This is a genomic window from Vibrio sp. ArtGut-C1 (assembly GCF_002105475.1).
Classification (GTDB): Bacteria; Pseudomonadota; Gammaproteobacteria; order Enterobacterales; family Vibrionaceae; genus Vibrio; species Vibrio diabolicus.
Map to the genome: position 1 here is coordinate 1 of NZ_NCTH01000014.1, position 19,075 is coordinate 19,075.

A 19,075-nucleotide genomic window follows, 5' to 3' on the forward strand; every position below is an offset into this window, starting at 1 on the left:
TCCAGGTTAAGGAAATCCCTGGCGCACCAGGTTCTTACAATGCTGTAGCATGGCTTAAGCCTTGGCTGCAAATGGAAGAATTGACGACATCTTTGCGACTTGTTGCAAAGATCCCTCAGTCGGGTGGATAAGAGATGAATTGGCTGGTCGTAAGGCCAGCCATACCAAATCGTTATGTTCTAGATGGAAATAGCAGTGTCACTTAACTTTCGCGATCCCAGTAAGCTAAAGCATGAATTCAGCACAGGAGGCTATGCTGAGCTTGATAGCCCGTGGTTGACTCGATTCAATGAATCTTCTGATCTTGTAGAGTCAGCTCGAATTTGGCTAGAAGGTACGCGTTCAAGAGATTTGGACAGTTTTCGTCATAGTGTGATGAACACGATAAACCGAATTGATGAGCTATTAGAATCTCAATTAAACGAAATAATACATCATCCTGAGTTTCAACAACTCGAAAGAGGTTGGATCGGCGTGAGGTATTTATGCGAACAGGTCGACACTCGCTCATCGGACTCCGTCAAAGTCAAGGTGTTGGCGGCAACATGGAATGAAGTCAGTAAAGATGCACTAAAAGCCATCGAGTTTGACCAATCAGCACTATTTAAGCTGCTCTATCAAAATGAATATGGCATGGCCGGGGGAGAACCCTTTGGCGTGGTAGTTGGCGATTATCAACTTCGTTGTGATGCGAGTAAAAATTATTTTGATAGAGATCTGTCTGTGCTCAGCAAGATCTCTCAGTCTGCAGCGGCAGCATTCAGCCCGTTCATTATGTCAGCATCGCCGGAGATGTTTGGTGTTGACAGTTTTTCACAGCTCTCTGCGATAAGAGATATTGCGGCCCAATTTGAACAGGCAGATTACGCAAAATGGCGCAGTTTGAGAGACAACGATGATACCAAATTTATTGGCCTGACTGCGCCGAATGTTTTATTCCGTCAGCCATATAAAAGTGATGGTTCGCGCAACGATCAGTTCGACTTTCAAGAGCATGTCTACGACTCTAATCGCGATTTGCTATGGGGGAGTAGCGCGTATTGTTTTGCGGCCGTATCAATTAGAGCGTTTCAGGAGCATGGGTGGTTTACGCACATGCGAGGCATTAAGCAAGGGGATTATAGTCAGGGTATTATCGTCGCTCCTACTAGGAACAAAATGCGCGTTAATGGCAAGAATGACCGTGAAAGATGCCCTTTAAACTTAAAGATCTCTGAGAGAAAAGAACAAGAGTTGTCTGAATGCGGTTTCATTTCTATTTCTCCTGTACCTGAAACCGATATGGTAGGGATGACCTCGAATGTATCTCTCTACAAGCCTAAGCAATATGCAGAAAAACACATTTCAACGAATGCAAAGCTCACGTCGATGTTGCAATACACGTTGTGTGTGTCGCGAGTCGCACATTATCTCAAGGTTATGGGGCGTGACAAGATTGGTGGGTATCAAGATGCAGAAAGCCTAGAGCGGGACTTTCAACGATGGTTGCATCAGTACACTACCGCGTCGGATGAAGCATCTGATGAACTTAGGGCGAAGTACCCCTTAAATGAAGCGAAAATTACGGTTCGAGAGAAAAGAGAAACTCCAGGACACTATTACTCTGTCATCCATTTGCGACCGCACTTCCAGCTCGATCAAATGGTATCTAGCATTAAATTAATTACTGAATTATCACCAGAGCACTTGGTGTAAGGAAATAACAATGACCCAATGGAAAAATGCTTTGTCCCAAGGCCAATTGCAACAAGCTCTAGAGCTATTAATTGATGAAATTAAAGCGGCGCCTAAAGATGCAAGCTTGAGAAGCTCGTTCATTGAGCTGCTTTGCATTGATGGAGACTTCGAGCGTGCGGATGAGCAACTTATGCAATCGATCAAATTGTTTCCTGAGTATCTACCTGGTGCGAGTCAGTTGCGACATTTCGTGAAAGCGGCCCAGGCTAGAAAAGATTTTATCGACGGTGCGGCTAGTGCCAAGGTATTAGGTGACGAGGAATTCACTAAAGAGCTTGTTCGCTTTAACCTCGCTCTCAAAAATCAAGACTATGCAGAAGCGTCACACCTAGCGCATAGCATTGAAGAGCAGCGTACTATTAAAGGCTTTAACATAAACGGTACAAACTATGAAGATGCTAGGGATATTGATGATCGTTTAGGTGGTTACATTGAACTGTTTTCCACCGCGGGTAACTATTTTCTTGTTCCAATTTCTAGCATTCAAGCGCTAGAAATAAAAGCACCTACCTCTTTATTAGAAAGTATTTGGCGACCTGTAGAGTTTGATATTGACGGACTTGGCGAAGGAGAAGGTCATATGCCATTGACCTATGTTGACTCAGAAACTGACGCACAAAAGCTAGGTCGAGAAACGGATTGGAAGCAGCTTGGTGAGCAAGAATCCTTCGTGGGTTTAGGTCAAAAATGTTGGCTAGTTGGTGATTCAGCCCTCCCAATCTGTGACTTGACTACATTGTTAGAATCGAAACAAATAGCGTAACAAGAACATGTCTTTAACCGTTTCTCTGCTGGACAAATTGATGGATAGTGATCCTTCAACTAGAGATGAAAAAGATTTCCCTACGAGCCAACAACAGATGTTGAACAGCTTGCTTAGAGATCTGGAGTCTATGTTAAATAGTCGTATCGGATGGAAAAACATTCCTGATGACCTTTTAGAGGTTCGCTATTCAATATTGAATTATGGTCTTCCAGATTTTTCCTCGATGCCTTATAGCAGCCAAGAGGGGCAGAATCAGCTCTGTGACATTGTTCATGATGCAATTAAAGAGTTCGAGCCGAGGTTAAGGAATCCTTATGTCCAGATTTCGGACGAGAAAAACGCTATTGATAGGGTGTTGAGGTTACAAATCAGCGCCACTTGCTTAATTGATAACAGCATTCATGAAGTGCGATTCAATTCTGAAGTAGAGCCGGTAAATTTAGGTATGAAACTGAGTAGAGCGAAATGAGTGAAGAGTTTCTCAAATACTATAACCGCGAGTTAGCTTATTTACGTCACAAAGGGCAAGAGTTTGGGGAGCAGTATCCTAAGATCGCCGCGAGGCTCCGTATCAGTGAGGAGCAGGTTGACGATCCACATGTAGAAAGATTGCTAGAAGGCTGTGCATTTCTAACGGCAAGGATTAGACAAAGTTTAGACAATAGTTATCCTCAGTTCACTGAATCTTTGATGGGGCAGTTATATCCGGATTTTCACGCACCAATTCCATCAATGTCCGTCATTAAGATGAACTGCTCTAGCTCCACTTCCTCTTTTTTTGACGTAGAAGAAGGTGAGCGAGTCGTTATCGGTGCTCCTGGATACCACGAATGCGAGTTTAGAACCTGTTATCCGGTCAGAATGTACCCTGTTGATGTGACCTCTGGCGCTTTCAAAAACGCACCGCTTAAATCGGTGGGCTCCCAATGGGAAAGCCATGCTCATTCAGTTTTGAAAATCCAGCTCACCGCCCAAGATGAAGAGACATCTCTGAGTGACATGGGATTAGAACGGTTGCGCTTTTATTTAAACGGGCAATCTCAGTTGACGTTTAAACTTTACCAAATGCTATTTCAAAATCTAATTGGTTTATCTGTCGTTGCGGGTGGCAAAGAAGTTCGTGCTTTAACGAAAAGGCATCTTATTGAAGTGGGATTTTCAGAAGATGAGAAGGTTGTTCCATACAGTAAGAGAAGCTTTTCGGGAGCAAGATTACTTGTTGAGTATCTGCACTTTCCTGAGAAGTTCATGTTCTTTGATATCACTGAACTTGGATTATCAGAGCTAGCTCTTGGAGAGCAAGCTGAACTGTATTTTTACTTTGATACCAATGATGATTGGCTTCCTAAGCAAGTGGATGAAGAGAGCTTGATGGTTGGTTGTGTACCAGTGGTCAACTTATTTAAAAGTGTTATGGAGCCCAAGCGTATTCTACCAACCGAGTACGATTACCACTTATCACCGCAATACCAGGAAGCCGAGAGTAATGAGGTTGTCTCTATTTCTGACGTAACGTTGAGAAACTGGAACAAAACGTATCACAACCTGCCATGTTATCACGCTGGTGAGCACACGCATTATATGAACGCCAGTGAAATTTATTGGTTGATGAGACGTGAGGATAAAAATTGGGCTGGTGGATACGATGAGCCGGGTAGGGAAACTTACATTTCTTTTGTTGATAAAAGGCATCAATTGTTCAGTCCAGAGAGCCGAGAAAACTGGTTAATGTACGTTGAAGCTGAGTGCTGCAATCGTAATTTAGCGCAGAAGCTTCCATTTGGAGGCGGTCTTCCAAAAGTCTCTTTGCCGGAAGTAAATGACAACTTCGAGTCAGTTCGTTGTTTAGTTTCTATATCAGAAACCCTCCGGCCAGAAATGGATGAAAGTACACGATGGCAGCTAACTAAGCTTCTAACTTTAAACCACTTTACCGAAGAAGATGGATTAACAACTTTAAAGCAAACCCTGAATCTCTACGCGTTTTCTGGGACCGCAGAAACGAAAGCGGTAATTGATGCTTTAGCGAAGCTAGAGTTCGAGCCGACTACAGGTAGAGTCAGTCAGAAAGGTAAAGTTGGTTTTGCGCACGGTATAAAAATCATTTTGACGGTTTCTGATCAAATTTTACCTAAAGAGCAAATCTTCCTCCTAGGTAGTGTGCTATCCGTTTACTTTGCACAATATGCTGAAATTAACATTTTTACGCAGCTAGAAATAAGACTTAAGTCAACGGGAAAGCCCTTCCACTTATGGCCTGCATTAACTGGCGATAAGGTGTTGCTATGATCGCGGAGCAATTTTATCGAGATCTAAAGCAACATCCGTTGTTTGAAGCAATTCACCTTATCGAACACGAGATCTTGCAAGCCGAGGCACAAATAGGGACAGATGCTCTACCGAAGCATGAAAAACTAAACTTAAAGGTCAATCCATCGTTAGGTTTTGAAAATGCGCAGCTTTGCGATCTAAAACATATTGATAGCCACAAGCTAGCACTTGAAACCAATTTAATAGGCCTAACGGGTGAGCAGGGGGTGCTTCCTCAGCACTACAGCGAGTTAGCTTTACATCGTCAAAAAGAAGGCGATACGGCAATGGTGGACTTCTACGATATTTTTAACCATCGTTTACTGTCTCTTTACTATCGATGCTGGCAACTGAGTCAATTGACCGTTCAGTCTCGTGCTCATGCACAAGGATTACGTTCACCTTTAGAAGATTGTAAGTCGGCATTAACTGGCCAGGGTAGTTCGTTGTCCCTGCATTATGGTGGTGTTTTTGCTTCACCGACGAGAAGCAAAGCTGGACTAAAAAGTGTTCTTGAATGTTTATCTGGATGCCAAGTAAAGATTCATGAGTTTCAAGGGCAGTGGCTACATCTTGCAAAAGAAGAGCAAACACGTCTTTCATCTCGAACTATGCCTGAAGGGCAGTTTGCTCAACTTGGTTCCGGAGCATCCTTAGGCTCGAAAGCTTGGAATATAAACGCAGGAACAACGATCGAGTTTCTGCCAAAGCACAAAGATCTGGTTAGTAAATTACTGCCTAACCATCCAAATGTAGAAATTATTAAACGTGCGGCTTATGAATTTATTGGTAAGCATAAGCAAGTGAAATGGCAGCTCACCACCAAACATAGTTTATTACCTCAAGTTTGTTTATCAAAAAAACATGGTCAGTTAGGTGTTGGTTCTGTACTTAAAAAACATAAACGCACAAAAGATCGAACCATAACAATTACTATTTAAAGGAAACATAATGGCTTCACTCTCACTTTCAGCGTTGGTCGAAAGATTGTCTCCTCAGGCTAAGGAAACACTTGAACAAGCAGCTGCGATGGCAAGCTCTCGAACCCATCACAGTATTGAAATGTCTCACTGGTTAATGACGATTATTCAACATCCTGCCGATATTTATTCAGAAGTTTTCGACGAATTTGATGTCGATAAAATCAAGGTTGAAACTGATCTTCAAAAGACACTTGAAAAATACAAAACGGGATGTCAATCGGTCCCAGGTCTTTCAGCTCACACAGTGACTGTGATGCAAAATGCTTTGCTATCGGCAACGATTGAGTTCAATCAGGAGCAGTTGGATTGCATTCATCTTTTATTTGCCTACTTGTCTGATGATACGTTAGTCAACATGGCTGGTTCGATTAGCCCTGAGTTAAACAAGATAGAACCATCTCGGTTATTGAACTTTAAAGAAAGTAATACGCGTCAATCAGGATCGAATGACCTAGGGAAATCAAACGCGAATTCTGCGCTGAATCAATTTACAACAGATCTTACTGAGCAGGCTAGGGAAGGTAAGATAGATCCGGTTATTGGTAGAGACAATGAAATCCGTTTAATGATCGACATCTTATTAAGACGTCGACAAAACAACCCGATTCTAACTGGTGAAGCTGGCGTTGGAAAAACAGCCGTTGTTGAAGGTTTGGCGCAAAAGATTATTGATGGCGATGTACCTCCTGCTCTACAAAATGTAGCGATTAAGTCTTTGGATCTGGCGTTATTGCAAGCTGGTGCTGGCATGAGAGGTGAGTTTGAAAACAGACTTAAAAACCTTGTGAAAGAAGTTAACGACGCACCACAACCCATTATTTTGTTTATCGATGAAGCACATGGTCTGATTGGTGGTGGGGGACAAGCAGGACAAGGTGATGCAGCGAATATTCTAAAGCCAGCGTTAGCAAGAGGTGAACTCAGGACGATCGCAGCAACAACTTGGGCAGAATATAAAAAGTATTTTGAAAAAGACGCGGCTCTTACCAGACGCTTTCAAGTAGTGAAGGTCGACGAGCCAGCGCCGGAGCTAGCGATCGAGATGTTACGTGGTTTACTTGACGTAATGGCACAACACCATGACGTCCACATCACTAGCCAGGCTCTCAATGCTGCCGTTCAACTCTCAGCTCGATACATTAATGGCCGACAACTGCCAGATAAGGCTGTGTCTGTTTTAGACACAGCCTGCTCGCGAGTCGCGTTAAGTCAATCGTCTACACCGGGAGGTCTAGATGCGAAAAGGAATAAACTAAAAGCCAAGCAAGCTGAATATGAGCACCTAAGCCAAGAAAGTCAGCTAGGTGCACCTCTTGATATGCAGTTGCAAGATGTCAGAAAAGAGATTGATGTTCTATCTAGTGAAATAGTTGAACTAGAGACGCTGTGGGAGAAAGAAAAAGAGTGGGTAAGTGAAGCTAAGTCACTTAGAGCTCAAATAATCAAGGAGGGTTCTGAGACTGCTAGGGACAAGTTACAGGAGCTCGAAAGTAGCCTCTCCGCTAACTCGCAGCCATTAGTATTTTCGCATGTCAATGAAGCGCTTATTGCAGAAGTAATTTCAGATTGGACCGGGATACCACTGGGCAAACTTCAGGATGATGAAATCCAAGCTGTACTGAGTTTGAAAGATAGTTTGTGTAAACGAGTTGTCGGACAGGATCACGCTTTGGAAGTCATGTCTGAAGTGATAAAAACTGCCAGTGCACAGCTCACGGATGAGACACGACCAAATGGTGTATTTCTTCTCACGGGACCAAGTGGAGTGGGTAAAACTGAGTCTGCTTTAGCTATTGCAGAGAAAGTGTACGGCAGTGAAGAGAATGTCACAACTATCAATATGTCCGAGTTTAAAGAAGAGCACAAAGTTTCCTTATTATTAGGCTCGCCTCCAGGTTATGTTGGGTATGGCGAAGGTGGCGTACTTACTGAAGCCGTCAGACGCAAACCTTATAGTGTGATTCTTTTGGATGAAATGGAAAAAGCGCACCCTGGAGTTCAAGATATTTTTTATCAGGTATTCGATAAAGGCTCAATTAAAGATGGTGAAGGTCGCGATATAGATTTTAAAAACACTATTATTATTATGACCGCGAATACAGGGACCGAAACGACGATGTCTTTGTATTCTGATCCTGATTTGTATCCAGAACCTTCAGCACTAAAAGGTGCTTTGCGTGACGATTTGTTGGTTGACTTTAAACCTGCATTTTTAGGACGTGTTAATGTATTACCTTATTTGCCTCTATCAAGAGAAATATTGATAGAAATAACAAAATTAAAATTAGCCAAAGTTACGAATCGCATTCGTAAAAATTACGGCGCTGACCTATTTTTTGATGAAGAACTAATTAATGATATTGTAGACAATAGTAATGAGTCGGGGAGCGGTGCACGTGTGGTACAGACAACCATAGAAAACACATTACTTCCTAAGATTTCTCATGAAATATTGCATGCAATTCTTAATGATAAGATGTTTGATGAAATTATTGTTAAAGGTACAACTAGTGGACTTGATGTCTCAATAGTTTAACATCCTTTACACTCTCAATAATAATTGGGAGTTGGTTCATATTAACTATTATTTTTTATAAAAAACGCTTAAATTAAGTCTTATTTAAAGATATAACAGGGCGTATTTAAAATGAAGTTTTTGATACATTAATCACTAATTATCATCAAACGTCAGATAATTAAATTACTACGATATATGTCAATTAATAATGCTATAGGAGATTAGCATGCAGTCTAATACGTATCTTAAATACGCAGATATTAAGGGTGAGGCAACTGCCGAGCAATATAAAGATTTGATTACACTACTATCTGTAGATTGGAGTGTAGGTCGTGAGATCTCATCATACACTGGTACAGCGATGGACCGTGAAGCGAGCGCTACTCGTCTATATGATTTGACTATCACTAAACTTCAAGACCGTTCTTCTCCTGACTTATTTAAAGAAGCGACAATTGGTAAAGGTAAACCTGCGGTTTTCCATATTACTAAGCAGGGTGAGAAAGTTGAAGAAATCATGAAGATCGAACTGACTGATGCGATGATTTCTAACTACTCAGTTTCTATCCAGGATGATCGTCCAGTTGAAACCATCACTATTTCTTACACTGAAATGATGATGACAGTGACTCCTACTGACGATAAAAACAACACTTCTGCGCCATTGGTATACGGCTACAGCGGTGTTAAAGGTCAACAAATGTAATTTTTATGCGGGGGAATATTCCCCCGCATTTTTTGAAAGAAGTATTTAATGAAAAGAGCAACTCAAGATAACAATTTCATCCGAATTTCCTCTCCATTCGGAAAAGATGCCATCATACTAAACTCATTTGAGTATAAAGAAGAGATCTCAGAACTTTTTTCATTGCGTGCTAAAGCTTACTTTAATGATCAACGAAGTGAGTTAAACGAAATAATTGGTAAAGAAGTAACAATTACCCTTGAAAATAGTGAGGATATTTCTTCAAAACCTCGTTATATACATGGTTATGTATCTGCTGCAAGATTAGAAGGGCAACGAGTTTCTAATACTCATAATGGTGAGAATTATAAAAATATAGAGTTATTAATAGAGCCTAAATTACGTTTCGCCGATTATAGAAAAAATTGCAGAATATTTCAGCATAAAGATATAAAAGAAATTATCTCCGAAGTACTCTCGGAGCATAGTATCGCCTTTAGTTTTGAGTTAACTAAGTCGTACCCTAAATACACATACAAAGTGCAATATGAAGAGTCAGACCTTGAATTTGTCCGACGCTTATTGTCAGAAGAAGGGCTATCGTTCTGTTTCACACACACTAAGTCTGTCCACACGCTTAAGATTTTTGATGACATCAGTTTCTATAAGCCGGGTACAGAGTTTTTAGTCGATTTTGATACAGGTACGGCTAAGTCTAGCCATATTTCTTCTTGGCATGAAACCCAAGTTTTGACGACTAAAGCAAGCCAAAAGTCTGGCTATAACATGCTTAAGCCTTCGTCTAATCCTAAAAATACTGCCAAGGGTGAAAGTGATTTTTTTACCGTGCCTGAAAGCGAGTATTTTGAATACATGGGTGAAACGGAAAGTGATGATCAATACGCACTTAGAAACACGCACGCTATAGAAGCACTACAGCAAAACGCATATCTGTGTCGTGGCGAGGCAACGTGTCGAACGTTCAGTGTGGGAAAGTGCTTTAAGTTTAAAAAGCATGAAGATAAGTCTCGAGTCGGCAAAGAATACGTACTGTCCGCCGTTTTTTTATCTGCGGCTGTTTATAATCAGACTGGTCAAGGTGGCACTGCTGCGCAAGGTGTTAAAGTATCATTTAGTTGTGTTGACTCAAAAACAATCCTTCGCCCTTCAGTGAACTATCCGAAACCTCAGATGAAAGGTTTGCAAACCGCAGTGGTAACGGGAAACAAAGATGGCGAAATTTACATAGACAAACACGGTCGTATTAAAGTTCAGTTTCACTGGGATCGTGTTGGTAAATACGATGTAAACAGCTCATGTTGGATTCGTGTTGCGCAAAATATCGCGGGTAACGGATGGGGCTCGGTGTTTCATCCTAGAGTAGGACAAGAGGTCATCGTCGAGTTTGTCAATGGCGATCCTGACCAGCCAATTGTTACGGGGTCACTGTACAATGGTAGTCAACTCCCTCCCTACACGTTACCAGAGCAAAGCTCTCAAAGTGGTTATAAATCGCGTTCTGTACAAAAAGGCACATCTAATTTTAATGAGTTGCGCTTTGATGACAAACCCGGTGAAGAACACATCTATCTTCATGCAGAAAAACTTTTCCAAATGCTAGTTGAAGACTGTGTTGATATTGCCGTTGAAAACAGTAAAACCGAAAAAGTGACGAATGATGTCAATCAAGAGATTGGCAAGAATGCGACCTTGAAAGTAGGTAAAAACTTTTCTAATGAAACGGGTGAAGTGCTGTCTTTTAATGCAGGAAAGAGTATCGAGATCAAAGTCGGTGGCGCTTCGATTCAGATGTCTAGTTCCGGAGAAATCAACATCAAAGGCAATAAAATATCTATTAACGGCTCTGCTATCGCTCTTAAAGCTGGGCAAATTTCATTGAACTAAGGTGATTTAAAGTGGGTAAACCAGCCGCAATATTGGGCAGCTTTCATCTTTGTCCTAAAAAAACAGGAAAAATTCCTCATGTAGGTGGTCCCGTCGTAGTTGGCTCGCCAAACGTGACAATTGGCGGCATTCCAGCGGCTAGGCAGGGAGATAAGCTTATCTGTATAGGTCCTCCGGATAGCATCTCAGCAGGCTCTTCTAGTGTTACAATTAACGGTAAGCCTGCGGCAAGGGTCGGGGATTCAACGTCTCATGGTGGTAAAATTCTGTCTGGCATGCCTACGGTTTTAATCGGAGGCTAGATGCCACTCGCATTTCAAACTCATCTTCTTGCCATTAATGGCAGGCCATACACTGTTCGTGAGATAGCTAACGAATGTTTTAGATTGCCCGCAGAAACACCAAGATCCTATCCTGATCAATCACTGTATGAGCAGATATTAAATCTTGTGCGCTCTAAGCGCGAGATACTGGAGCAAAGTGATATCAAAGGGAATATCTGTGTTCTTTTACCGTCTTCGGTAGATAAAAGCTTGCTTAAGGCATTGATAAACGAGTTTTCTCTTATCCTTGGTAACTCTGCCAATAGAGAAATTTATTTTTATCCTTATGGTCAAGCGGCGTTCTTGATGGCGCTAAATCGGATAAACCGTGAAGTTAACGAAACACAAGCAACTTGGATACTGGCTATAGAAATTGCTCGCGATGCAGAAGAGCATGCCAAATCTCAAAACTCGATCATTTTGACGAAGTGCTTTTTTCAACAGTCCGGCCTTGTTACTGATGATGTTCGAATTGATTTAGATACCAAACAACAAAGCATTGCTGTCGATAAAGTGTTCAAACAACTTGGAGTAGGGTGTGATCACTCACTTAGTGAGTTGCATTTATCCATTGATGGAGATGAGCCTCGATGGTTAAATGCTATGCAACTCTTGTCTCCCTGGGTGACCGATCAAACTCAGTATCAATTTATTGATGTTAAACTAGGAGGGCTGGGCGCATGCGGAGGTGTTTTAAAAGTGTTAATGATTGAGGAGCATCAAAGAAGTAGCCTCAACTCAGACTTCCACGTTTTACAAGCTGATATCGAGCCAGATGGTTATACGGTGGGAGTTCTATACAATTGGCATAACGAGTAGTTCTGGATCTAGTTTGTCCCTTCTAAACGTTGGCTTTTAATGGTTTAAATGTGACGGTTATGTTTACTCGAGACCATCACTTAATGTTGCTTAAAAGGTGTTTATACAACGTTCTTCTCGCTTTCCGGTGAAATAGTGAACCATAGAACATAAACTACATGAAAAGCTGTTCGACTCAAGATATCCTAACCCAAATTAAATAAATTGAGCTTTGGTTTGTGCCAGATTCAGCCAGTCACGTAATACTCTGATGTTTACACGGCTGAAATTCGGATTCTTGCAGGAGCAAACCTAGCTTAAAGATTTGGCGGAAAGTGAGTTCGAATGAAGTTTATCCACACCTCAGATTGGCATCTTGGTCGACAATTCCACAATGTATCACTACTCGAAGATCAACAAGCAGTACTCGAACAACTGATTAACTATATTGAACACAATCCCGTTGATGCCGTTGTAGTGGCGGGAGATATTTATGACCGTTCGGTGCCACCAACGGTTGCAATAGAACTGCTAAATCGAGTCGTGAAGCGTATTTGTACTGAACTGAAAACACCGATGATATTGATATCTGGCAACCATGATGGTGCAGAAAGATTAGGTTTTGGCTCAGAGCAAATGAAAAATGCAGGCCTTCATATTGTTAGTAACTTTGAAGATATGCTAACTCCCATCATCATAAAAACGGACTCTGCGGGTGAGGTAGCGTTTTATGGCATGCCTTATAACGACCCTGAACAGGTCAGATTTGCCTACAAAACCTCGGTATCAACTCATGATGAGGCACATCAACTGCTTGTAGAGCAAATAAGAGAGCATTTCATTTCAGAGCAAAGGCGTGTTCTCGTTAGCCACTGTTTTGTTGATGGTGCTATTGAGTCTGACTCTGAACGACCACTATCTATTGGTGGCTCTGACCGCGTAAGTCATGAGCATTTCTTAGATTTCGACTACGTCGCACTTGGTCATTTACATCAACCTCAAAAGAAAGGCGCAGAGCATATCCGTTATTCTGGTTCACTTATGAAGTATAGTTTTGGTGAACAGAACCAGAAGAAAGGCTTCACGTTAGTCGAACTAGACAAGAAAGGATTTGTCTCTGCTAAACATATTGAGCTAATTGCCCCTCATGAAATGCGCATTGTTGAGGGAGAGCTAGATAAAGTCATAGAGCAGGGCAAGACTGATCCTAAAAATGAAGATTATTTGTTAGTTCGTTTGATGGATAAACATGCGATTTTAAATCCAATGGAAAAGCTTCGTTCGGTTTATCCAAACGTTTTACATCTTGAGAAACCGGGCATGTTAATTGGGGTAGAGCAGGAAATGGCGCAAGCAAAGTTGGCACGAAGCGAAATTGATATGTTCAGAGACTTTTTTATTGAGGCGCAAGATAGTCAATTATCCCAAGAGCAAGAACAAGCCGTTACTGACATTATTAAGCAATTATCACAGCAATAGGGACCAAAGATGAAACCAATCAAACTTACCATGCAAGCCTTTGGTCCGTTTGCAAAAACCGAAGTCATTGACTTTGAAAAGCTTGGCCGTAACCCTCTGTTTTTGATTAATGGTCCTACAGGCTCAGGTAAAACGTCGATCTTAGATGCCATTTGCTTTGCCCTTTACGGTGAAACTACCGGTAATGAGCGGCAAGGCATCCAGATGCGATGTGACTTATCGGCGCAAGACTTACCAACCGAAGTCGCTCTAGAATTTTCGTTACATGGCAAACAATACCGAGTTGTGCGATCTCCAGAGCAGGAAGCGCCCAAAGCGCGTGGTGAAGGGATGACGGTAAAAAAGCACACTGCGGCTCTTTATGAACTCGGCGAGACCGAAAAGCTCATCACTAGCAAGACGACTCAGGTTAAAACTGAAGTGAGCAATATTATTGGTTTGAATGAAACGCAATTTCGCCAAGTAATGGTATTGCCTCAAGGAAAGTTCCGAGAGCTGTTGCTTGCTAGTTCTAAAGAGCGCGAAGAAATTTTTGGCCAGCTCTTTCAAACGGACATATATAAAAAAATTGAGTACGCCCTCAAGGATAAAGCGAGCGCAATCAGTAAAGCGAAAGATGAATTTGATAATCAAATTCGAGGCGCTTTACAAGTTGCTGGAGTGAGTTCAGAGCAGGAATTATTACACCAGCTTGAACAAGCAGCTGAGCAGCTAGAGGTCGATAGAAAGAATGAACAAGCTTCGTTAGATAAGCTAAATGTTGCTAAATCTGAATTGCAAAAAGCGGAAACTATTAATGGAGAGTTTTCGAAACGAGAGCAAGCAGAAAACGCACTCAAGCTGCATCTAGAACACTCAGACTCGATAAAAGTTCGTCAACAGCAATTAGAAAATGCTAAAAATGCCAATAAGATAGAATTACCCTACGTCTCATTACAAAATGCAAAAACTCAAACTCAAGAGCTCAGACAAAAAATAGTTGCCTTGAAAGAGAGTCTTGATAAAGCCAATGCTGTTACGAAAGAAAAAGAAAACTTGCAGCAAAGTGCAAAAGAAGCCGCGGCAAAAGTCCCACAGTTAACGCAACTGCAGTATCAACTTGAAAGCATGAAAGACAAGTTGGTTGAAAAAGCTAACTTGGAAAGAAAAATAACGGCTGGTCATCAACAAAAACAACAATTTGAAGCAACGTTAAAACAGTACATAGAGCTGAAAGACAAGTTAGCGTTTCAGGCGCAACAGGGCCAGAAAGATCTAGAGCAAGCCCGAGTAGATGTTGCGCTTGTTGGAAGCATCGATGCGGAAATAAAACAAAAACAACGACTACTACAGGATCTACAAAAGCTGCATGGTCTTACTTTGGAGCTCTCTAAACTCACGGCGTTAACCGTAAGCAAGCAGCAGTCATTACAGGAAGCCAGTCAGCGCTATATGCAGTGTCAACAAGCCGCTGATACCATAGAGCTTAAGTGGCACAATGCTCAAGCGGCAGTATTAGCGCAGCGACTAAAGGCAGGTGAAGCATGTCCGGTATGTGGCAGCCAAGCGCATCCTAACCCTGCAACGTTTGTTGAAGAAATCGTTACAAAAGAGCAAGTTCAGGCGGCTAGAGCGAAAGAAAGAGAAGCTCAAGCATCATTGAACCAGCTAAGTAATCAGCTAGAGCAACATAACGTTGTTATTAGTCAGTATCAGAATCAATGTAACCAGTTGAAAGAAGAGCTTGGTGAGCATGCAGCATCTGAGATCTCGACGGCTCAAACTGAGTTGCAGGCGCTTAATGATCAACTTCTACGTCTACAATCTATTGATATTGAAAAGCTAGAAAAGAACGTTGAACAGCTTAATCAACGCTGCTTAGTGGGTGAAAATAAAATTCATGAGTTGCAGAATCAAATGGCGGCAAATGAATCAACCGTTCAAGCAAACCAAGAACAATTGACTCAATTACAAGCTTCCATTGATCCAAAATACAGTTCCGTTGATGCGCTTGAGCGTGACATTTCGCTCACAAAAGAGCAAATTCTGACCTTGAATACAGGTTTAGAAAAGGCGCAAAACGCTTTGCAGCAAGCGGTATTAGCGCAATCGAATGCTGAAAGTCAGTTAGTGACGAACAAGCAGTGGCTATCTGAGTCAGAACAAAAGCTTAGCCAAGCAGAATTAGCGTGGAATGAGGCATTACAGGCGAGTAAATTTGAGGATGAAAGCAGTTATCTAAATAGCAGAGTGACAGATGATGAGCTTCAAGCGTGGCAGAAAGAAATAGACAACTTCAAACAGACACAAACCAAGCTTGAACAAACACTACATGATTTAAACCATGCATTGAAAGCGCTTGAAAGACCGGACTTGGATTCGCTTAACGACAGCTTAACCACTCTGCAGGCGCAGTATATTGAAGTAAGGAATCAGCTCGATACCACGCGCTCAACCTTTGAGCGAATTGAAAAAGTTCGTAAAGATATTGATACGCTGCATGAGAAAAATAGCAAGTTAGAAGAAGAGTACAAAGTGTTTGGTACGTTATACGACGTTGCCAGCGGTAAAACAGGCAGCAGGGTTAGCCTTCATCGCTTTGTTCTTGGTGTACTGTTGGATGATGTGTTGATTCAGGCCTCTCAACGTTTAAGCCTCATGAGTAAAGGGCGCTATATTCTTGCTCGAAAAACAGAGGGCTTCAAAGGCGCTGCGGGTCGCGGCTTAGACTTAATGGTTGAAGATGGCTACACAGGAAAAACACGTGATGTTGCAACACTTTCCGGTGGTGAATCGTTTATGGCAGCGCTTGCATTGGCGCTTGGCTTGTCGGATGTTGTGCAATCCTATAGTGGTGGTATCCGTTTAGACACTTTATTCATTGATGAGGGGTTCGGTAGTTTAGACCCAGAGTCTTTGGATCTCGCCATTCAAACGTTAGTGGATTTACAACAGACTGGACGCATGATCGGTGTTATTTCTCACGTTTCTGAGTTAAAAGAACAAATGGCGCAGAGGATTGATGTTGAACCATCAAGACTCGGTTCGACAGTATCGGTCAAATCTCAATGTAGTTTCGCTGTCTAATACCGTTGCTATCACAAAACCCAAAGCCCCCTACCTAGGGGCTTTCTTACTTAATCGCTACTGTTCGCAAAAGTGGCCTTCTTTTGGCGATTGGGTAATCGCATACTCACCATCTAGGTTGCGATAAACAACTGTATTCCAAATAGAGCCATCATCCAATTCAAACTCAATGGCATAGTTGACGCCGCTAACGATTTGCGCGTGAACGTTCAGTATTTGTTTGAACGACGCTATTGTGTCCATTCTTTTCAAAACAAAAGCCATTGCCTTTTGTGCATCAGGGGTAGCATTAAACTCATTCCACCCACCTGGCATGTTTCCTTGTGTATTACATACATCTGCCGAGGTTGTTAATTGTGTCGCTTGGCTTGGGTTTTCCTGCTGGCAACCTGCAAGCAATACCAAAAGTGCACAAACTGACACTGTTTTTAATTTCATAACAATAACCTCTGTCTATATCGCGACGTATTATAGGAGGGTGATATGACAGCGTATGTCTATATTGTGCAAAGTTTCTATATGCATACGGTTAAATGCTGACAAAATATACAAGTATGACCAACTTGTAAGTAAAACATAGAACAATATTGTTAGGGAATTGCTGACATAACGAGGTTTTGGTGTTCAGCATGCTATTGATAATGAAGAACTGTGATGTGTAGCTACGTACCTTTGGGACAGTGGTGCGACTTAGTGATCGATTTGCTACCTTCTACAGTAAAATCAATCACTAAATCAAATTTAGGTGTTGTATGAAATCGCTAAAAACATTATTACTTTTATCACTTGTAACTTTATTTGGCTGTACCTCTAAACCTGATGGGGTGGAGCCAGTTAACAATTTTGATTTAGAGCCTTATCTAGGCAAGTGGTACGAAATCGCACGGCTCGATCATTCGTTTGAGCGTGGTCTATCCAACGTTACGGCCGAGTATCGGCTTCGCGAGGATGGTGGGGTTAAGGTGACAAACCGCGGATATTCAGAAGAAGATCAACAGTGGTCCGAAGTTGAAGGTAAAGCTTATTTTGTTGAAGACGAAACGGTTGGGCACTTAAAAGTCTCCTTTTTTGGGCCAATCTATTCTTCTTACATTGTGTTTGAGCTAGGTGAAAACTACGACTATGCGTTTGTCTCCGGTTACAACCACGACTACTTGTGGCTATTGTCTAGAACACCCAACGTTGATGAGAAAATCCTGGAGCGTTTTAAGCAGGTTGCTAAAGAGAAAGGTTTCGCGTTAGATGAGCTAATTCTCGTTGATCAAGAGAGTGGACGCCAGTTTTAAGTTCATCAATGTGACTTCTAAAATCAACAGAAGCGAAGTTTCTGTCTAAGCGGTTTTGAGTTTTGCTTGGAATATTTTTGTTACCTTGTAACCTCATGTAACCAAAAATATAGCCCCATCATTTGTGATTACTCGTGATGGGGCTTATATAAATTTGAGTGAGCGTCGAAAGGTTGATTTATCGACAAACGGTTATGGTTTACTTAATCAAACGAACGATCAGAGAGCCAGGCGCCCGAATAGATTCCACATTGTGGCTGAGCACTGTACCACTTGTAGGGGCGGTGTAGCGCTCAACTTCAGTGCCAAAGCTGTCGTATTGAATCGCAACCAGTTGGCCTTGCTCGACAAAATCCATCAAACCGACATGAGGTAGTACAAAGCCGCCATGTGTCGCTTTCATACTGACGATCTCGTTTCCTTCCAAGCATGAAGTGATAGGCTCTATCTCACCTTCTACGACGTTATGCTGCTTCAACACATTAAAAATGCCTGATACGGTTCGACTAATGAGTTTTTGCTCTGTGTAGCGCCCCATACCCACTTCAACCGTAATGCTTGGGACACCATGGTTATTCCAAACTGTTTCAAGGACGCCAGCATCTCCGGGATCATTTAAAATCGCATCAGGATTAATGAGACGAGCCATTTCTAATGATTGCTCAATTCGGAAGTCTGCAAACACGTATAGTGGGTAGGCCGCACCACTGGTTTGAGTGTGAAGGTCAATGGCTAAATCAGCATTTGGCTTGAGCAGATCATTCCACAATGCATATAAGTAGCGTTGTGCCTCATTGCCGTTTTGGTCACCAGGGAAAAAGCGGTTTAAGTTTGCAGGAGACGCATCCGGGTCTGCGGAATAGAAATCGCGGCTGTGGTTTAGCATACCTGGCATGTTAATGGTTGGAACAATAGTGACAGTACCAGCGACTTCAGTGCCAATGAGTTCTCTAGCGGTCTTCTGCGCTGCTAACACACCATTATATTCATCACCATGAACCCCTGCGGTGATCATGATTTTCTTGCCAGGTTTTTCACCTTTGAATACCAAAACAGGAAGATGTTGCCACTGAGAGAGCGCGTTGGTCGCGATGCGGAACCAAAACTTATGCTCACCCGGACCTAGGTCTGCTACATTGAGAGATTGAATCACTTGATGACCTTGAATCATGTCATCGAGAAGTTGTGTTGCCATTAAAGTTACCACTCCAAAACCATA

16 protein-coding genes are annotated in these 19,075 nt (G+C 42.0%); 14 read left to right on the forward strand and 2 right to left on the reverse strand.

Annotated elements, in window-relative coordinates:
• The 13 genes from B7360_RS24920 to B7360_RS13580 all read left to right on the forward strand — a co-directional run.
• Positions 1–131, forward strand: a 131-nt coding sequence (locus B7360_RS24920) for a type VI secretion system contractile sheath large subunit (protein WP_164673220.1), incomplete at its 5' end; no start/stop codon positions are given.
• A gap of 52 nt (positions 132–183) precedes the next feature.
• Entirely contained in the window at positions 184–1,695 is a 1,512-nt protein-coding gene (gene tssC / locus B7360_RS13525) for a type VI secretion system contractile sheath large subunit (RefSeq protein WP_085343743.1), read from the forward strand.
• Positions 1,696–1,705: 10 nt separating this feature from the next.
• The gene (locus B7360_RS13530; protein WP_085343744.1) at positions 1,706–2,500 is read left to right on the forward strand and encodes a type VI secretion system accessory protein TagJ; all 795 of its coding nucleotides are present in this window, start codon (positions 1,706–1,708) and stop codon (positions 2,498–2,500) included.
• 7 nt (positions 2,501–2,507) lie between these two features.
• The gene (gene tssE, locus B7360_RS13535) at positions 2,508–2,972 is read left to right on the forward strand and encodes a type VI secretion system baseplate subunit TssE (protein WP_012842186.1); all 465 of its coding nucleotides are present in this window, start codon (positions 2,508–2,510) and stop codon (positions 2,970–2,972) included.
• Positions 2,969–4,792 carry a type VI secretion system baseplate subunit TssF gene (gene tssF / locus B7360_RS13540; protein WP_085343745.1) on the forward strand — a complete coding sequence of 608 codons (1,824 nt, stop codon included), beginning with the start codon at positions 2,969–2,971 and terminating at the stop codon, positions 4,790–4,792. Before tssE ends, tssF begins: the two co-directional genes overlap by 4 nt.
• Positions 4,789–5,754, forward strand: coding sequence for a type VI secretion system baseplate subunit TssG (tssG, locus tag B7360_RS13545; RefSeq protein WP_046875360.1), 966 nt, complete (start codon positions 4,789–4,791; stop codon positions 5,752–5,754). The genes tssF and tssG overlap by 4 nt, the downstream gene beginning before the upstream one ends.
• A 10-nt stretch (positions 5,755–5,764) precedes the next feature.
• Positions 5,765–8,332, forward strand: coding sequence for a type VI secretion system ATPase TssH (gene tssH / locus B7360_RS13550; RefSeq protein ID WP_085343746.1), 2,568 nt, complete (start codon positions 5,765–5,767; stop codon positions 8,330–8,332).
• 208 nt (positions 8,333–8,540) lie between these two features.
• On the forward strand, positions 8,541–9,020 hold the full coding sequence (locus B7360_RS13555; RefSeq protein ID WP_005375967.1) for a type VI secretion system tube protein Hcp: 480 nt from the start codon (positions 8,541–8,543) through the stop codon (positions 9,018–9,020).
• A 48-nt stretch (positions 9,021–9,068) separates the two neighbouring features.
• The gene (gene tssI / locus B7360_RS13560; protein WP_085343747.1) at positions 9,069–10,904 is read left to right on the forward strand and encodes a type VI secretion system tip protein TssI/VgrG; all 1,836 of its coding nucleotides are present in this window, start codon (positions 9,069–9,071) and stop codon (positions 10,902–10,904) included.
• 11 nt (positions 10,905–10,915) lie between these two features.
• Entirely contained in the window at positions 10,916–11,206 is a 291-nt protein-coding gene (locus B7360_RS13565; protein ID WP_005375969.1) for a PAAR domain-containing protein, read from the forward strand.
• Entirely contained in the window at positions 11,207–12,046 is an 840-nt protein-coding gene (locus B7360_RS13570) for a hypothetical protein (protein ID WP_046875363.1), read from the forward strand.
• Between the two features lie 324 nt (positions 12,047–12,370).
• The gene (locus tag B7360_RS13575) at positions 12,371–13,504 is read left to right on the forward strand and encodes an exonuclease SbcCD subunit D (RefSeq protein WP_012842192.1); all 1,134 of its coding nucleotides are present in this window, start codon (positions 12,371–12,373) and stop codon (positions 13,502–13,504) included.
• 9 nt (positions 13,505–13,513) lie between these two features.
• Positions 13,514–16,570: an AAA family ATPase gene (locus B7360_RS13580; RefSeq protein WP_085343748.1), complete on the forward strand. Its 3,057-nt coding sequence runs from the start codon at positions 13,514–13,516 to the stop codon at positions 16,568–16,570.
• Positions 16,571–16,627: 57 nt separating this feature from the next.
• Here B7360_RS13580 and B7360_RS13585 read toward each other — a convergent pair whose 3' ends face one another.
• Complete coding sequence (locus B7360_RS13585; RefSeq protein WP_005396397.1) at positions 16,628–17,008, reverse strand: cystatin domain-containing protein; 381 nt, start codon at positions 17,006–17,008, stop codon at positions 16,628–16,630.
• A gap of 314 nt (positions 17,009–17,322) precedes the next feature.
• Between B7360_RS13585 and B7360_RS13590 the strand changes: the two genes are divergently transcribed.
• Positions 17,323–17,856, forward strand: a complete 534-nt coding sequence (locus B7360_RS13590; RefSeq protein ID WP_085343749.1) for a lipocalin family protein — start codon at positions 17,323–17,325, stop codon at positions 17,854–17,856.
• 199 nt (positions 17,857–18,055) lie between these two features.
• On the opposite strand, the gene B7360_RS13595 is transcribed toward B7360_RS13590, so the two are convergent.
• Positions 18,056–19,051, reverse strand: a complete 996-nt coding sequence (locus tag B7360_RS13595; RefSeq protein WP_085343750.1) for a succinylglutamate desuccinylase/aspartoacylase family protein — start codon at positions 19,049–19,051, stop codon at positions 18,056–18,058.
• Positions 19,052–19,075: the final 24 nt, after the last annotated feature.